The organism is Devosia insulae DS-56 (assembly GCF_000970465.2).
Lineage (GTDB): Bacteria > Pseudomonadota > Alphaproteobacteria > Rhizobiales > Devosiaceae > Devosia_A > Devosia_A insulae.
This window is the reverse complement of record NZ_LAJE02000308.1, coordinates 1-3100: the sequence shown is the minus strand read 5'-3', so window position 1 is coordinate 3100 and position 3100 is coordinate 1. Positions and strand designations below refer to the sequence as shown.

At 64.3% G+C, this 3100-nt stretch carries 4 protein-coding genes; 2 read left to right on the top strand and 2 right to left on the bottom strand.

Features of this window, described 5'->3' with window-relative positions:
- Window positions 1–167: 167 nt before the first annotated feature.
- Window positions 168–1007 (top strand): cycloisomerase, encoded by an 840-nt coding sequence (locus VW23_RS21300; RefSeq protein WP_069911516.1) that lies wholly within the window; start codon window positions 168–170, stop codon window positions 1005–1007.
- A 136-nt stretch (window positions 1008–1143) separates the two neighbouring features.
- Here VW23_RS21300 and VW23_RS21295 read toward each other — a convergent pair whose 3' ends face one another.
- Window positions 1144–1416 carry a DUF1150 family protein gene (locus VW23_RS21295; protein ID WP_069911515.1) on the bottom strand — a complete coding sequence of 91 codons (273 nt, stop codon included), beginning with the start codon at window positions 1414–1416 and terminating at the stop codon, window positions 1144–1146.
- Window positions 1417–1431: 15 nt separating this feature from the next.
- The gene (locus VW23_RS21290) at window positions 1432–1851 is read right to left on the bottom strand and encodes an Hsp20 family protein (RefSeq protein ID WP_069911514.1); all 420 of its coding nucleotides are present in this window, start codon (window positions 1849–1851) and stop codon (window positions 1432–1434) included.
- Window positions 1852–1977: 126 nt separating this feature from the next.
- Between VW23_RS21290 and VW23_RS21285 the strand changes: the two genes are divergently transcribed.
- Window positions 1978–2844: a glycosyltransferase family 2 protein gene (locus tag VW23_RS21285; protein ID WP_069911513.1), complete on the top strand. Its 867-nt coding sequence runs from the start codon at window positions 1978–1980 to the stop codon at window positions 2842–2844.
- Window positions 2845–3100 lie beyond the last annotated feature (256 nt).

Here is a 3100-nt window from a genome sequence, read left to right as displayed (position 1 = left end):
GGGGTGGGGGTGCTCTTCCCGCACCGACCTATCAGGCGTGTTGCCACGGTGGCCTTGCGCTTTGGCGGGTACGCCGCCCCGTCACACCAGCTTCACCAAGCACGCCTAGCGTCTCAGACGGTCGCGCCGCCCTAAGGGCGCCACCCCGAGCCGTTCAGGAGAATGTGATGTTTGCCAGATTGTCGCTGGTGGCAACGCTTGTTGTCGCCCTCAATTGCGTTGCCCCAAGTCTTGCCGCCGAGCCGGTGGCGATGCGCTCGAGCGTGCTCGACAGCTTCGAGATCCCGGAGATCAACCAGGCGATCGGCGTCGATGCCGAGCATTTCTACGCCATCGACAACACCTCGATCGCCAAATACGCCAAGGACAGCAAGCAGCTGGTGCTGAACCGCGACTACGAGGATATCGGCGCCATCCACTTCGACAGCGCCGCGGTGGTCGATGGCAAGATCTACGTCGCCCATTCCAACTATCCGGTGTGGCCGATGACCTCGTCGCTGGAGATTTTCGACGCGGCGACGCTCGATCACCTCGAAAGCCACAGCTTCGGCATCCAGATCGGCTCGTTCACCTGGGTGGACCAGGCGGCCGACGGCAGCTGGTGGGGCGGCTTTGCCAACTACAACCGGGTGTTCGACAAGAGCCCCATCGCCTACGGCAACAAATACAACACGCAGGTGGTGCGCTTCACCCCCGACTGGCAGGTGGCACAGGCCTACGTGATTCCGGATGCAGTGGTGGAAAAGTTCGACGATATGTCGAACTCGGGCGGCTCATGGGGGCCGGACGGTAACCTCTATCTCAGCGGTCACGATCCGGCCGAAGCCTATGTGATGCAGCTGCCGCAGATCGGCTCAACGCTCAACTGGATCGGCACGGTGCCGCTCGCCATTGCCGGCCAGGGCATTGCGTGGGACCGCTCCGAGCCCGACGTGCTCTACGGCTTCGTACGCAAAACCAAGGTGGTGAGCGTCAACAAGGTCGACCTCGACAGCCTCGGCGACTAGTCTTGGAGCTGAACTCTGCTCCCCTCCCCCTTGAGGGGAGGGGTGGGGGTCCATCGGTGATCACAGGACCACCCCCTCCCTCAATCCCTCCCCTCCTAGCGGACGCGGTAGCGCCGCGGGGGAGGGAGGCTCAAGTTCAGTGCAGCGTGACGATGCCGAAGGACTTGTCGCTCAGCCATTCCTCGACGGCTTCCTCGCTGTCGCCGACCATTAACGGCGAGCCGTCGGCCGAGACCACGATGTGAAAGTCGGAGTCCTGGTTGAACTCGCTGTCGGGCAGGATCGGACCCATGTCCGCGCCCTTGACGTGCTTGACATAGACCACTGCATTGCCGCCGAGCGCCATGAACTGGGCCGGGGTCAGGTTCCGCAGGGGATTGTCGATGGGGTGTTCTCTGTTCTCTTGCACTTCATGTTCCCCTTTCTAGGCAGAACGGATCTCGATACGGCGGGCGATCTTTTCGGCTCTCGGACGAACAACTGCGATCATCAGCATGCCGTTCCGTAATATCGCGTCTTTGACCACCATGCCGTCGGCGAGGAGGAAGTTTCGCTGGAACTGCCGCGCGGCGATGCCGCGATGCAGGTACTCCCGGCTGGCGTCGTCTTTCTGCCGGCCACGGACCAGCAGCTGGTTGTCTTCCACCGTCAGCTCAAGGTCGGGCTCTGCGAACCCCGCGACGGCGATGGAAATCAGAAAGGTCTCCGCGCCCTCCGCATCGAGCGAACGCTCGATATTGTAGGGCGGGTAGCCGTCGGCGGCTTTGCTCAACCGATCGATGCGTTCCTCGAACGCGTCGAAGCCGAGCAGGAAGGGCGCCGAAAACATGGAGACGCGCGACATCCGTATCGTCCTTGTTCCAAGCAACGGTGAGGAGCGGCCCGAGTTTCAGTGGCGCCGTTCCATGCCCGTGATATGGGTCTGGGACCATTCCCAATCAAGACCGCCGGCCCGGCGGGGAGCAGGACTTTGAGCGACAGCACGGTGGCGGTGGTGATCCCCGCCTACAAGGCCGAGAGCCTGATCGAACAGGCGGTTCGCAGCGTCCTGCAGCAGACCCATGCCGACTGGGAAGCCTGGATCATTACCGATGACGGCGAGGACTACGAAGAGCTGCTCGGCCGCGCCGGCCTCGTCGACGAGCGCTTCCACTTCCTCAGCTCTGGCCGGGTCGGCGCCGGCGCGTCGCGGGCTCGCAACCTGGCGCTCGACCGCATCACCGCCCCCTATGTGGCGATCCTCGATGCCGACGACCGGCTGAAGCCGCGGAAGCTCGAACTGGCCGTGGCGGCGCTGGCCGAGCAGCCGATCGTGGCGTCGGCGCTCGACGTGATGAATGACGGCTACAGGCACCTGCGTTTCGTCGGCGATGGCGAGGACCGGGTGCTGACCCCCGGCGCCTACAAGTTCGTCAACCTGTCGATGGATTCGATGATCGTCTGGGACCGCCGCCGCTGCGACGCGCGCTACGACCTCGAACTCACCAATATGACCGACCTGGAGCTGTTGATGCAGCTCTGGCGCACCGCCGGAAGCGTCCGCCACCTCGGCACGCCGCAGCACGACTACATCAAGCTCTCGAGCTCGATGAGCAACGGCCCCGGCTTCACCGAGAAGATGATCGCCTCGAAGAAGGCCCTGCTGCAACGGCTGGAAACCAGCCACTACCGCTTCGCCGCCCCGGGCACGGCCGAAGGCTTGATCGCCTTCCTCGGCCTGTCGCTGGCGGCGGAGGCCGCCTATCCGATGGCGCTGGAGGAACAGCCGGGGCTGCTGTTCGAGGATCACCTCGAACCGATGCTTCGGGCGTATGAACAGCGGGTGCGGGTGGACTAGCCTGTTCTCGTTCGATCCCTCAGTCTGGTGCCTTCTCCCCTTGTGGTCGCGGGACGAGGGCGCAGCCCTCGCCCGGAGGTGGCCGAAGGCCGGATGAGGGGTCCGCGCAACGAAGTGTAGCGCGCTCGGAGCGTAAGCGACGAGCGACTGAGTATGCGGAGAGAACCCCTCATCCGCCCTTCGGGCACCTCCGGGCGAGGGCTGCGCCCTCGTCCCGCGACCACAAGGGGAGAAGGCGATCACCGCAGCATCGAGG

Coding starts and splice junctions, on each gene's coding strand:
- VW23_RS21300 (WP_069911516.1), top strand. CDS start 168: ATGTTTGCCAGATTGTCGCTGGTGGCAACGCTTGTTGTCGCCCTCAAT.
- VW23_RS21290 (WP_069911514.1), bottom strand. CDS start 1,851: ATGTCGCGCGTCTCCATGTTTTCGGCGCCCTTCCTGCTCGGCTTCGAC.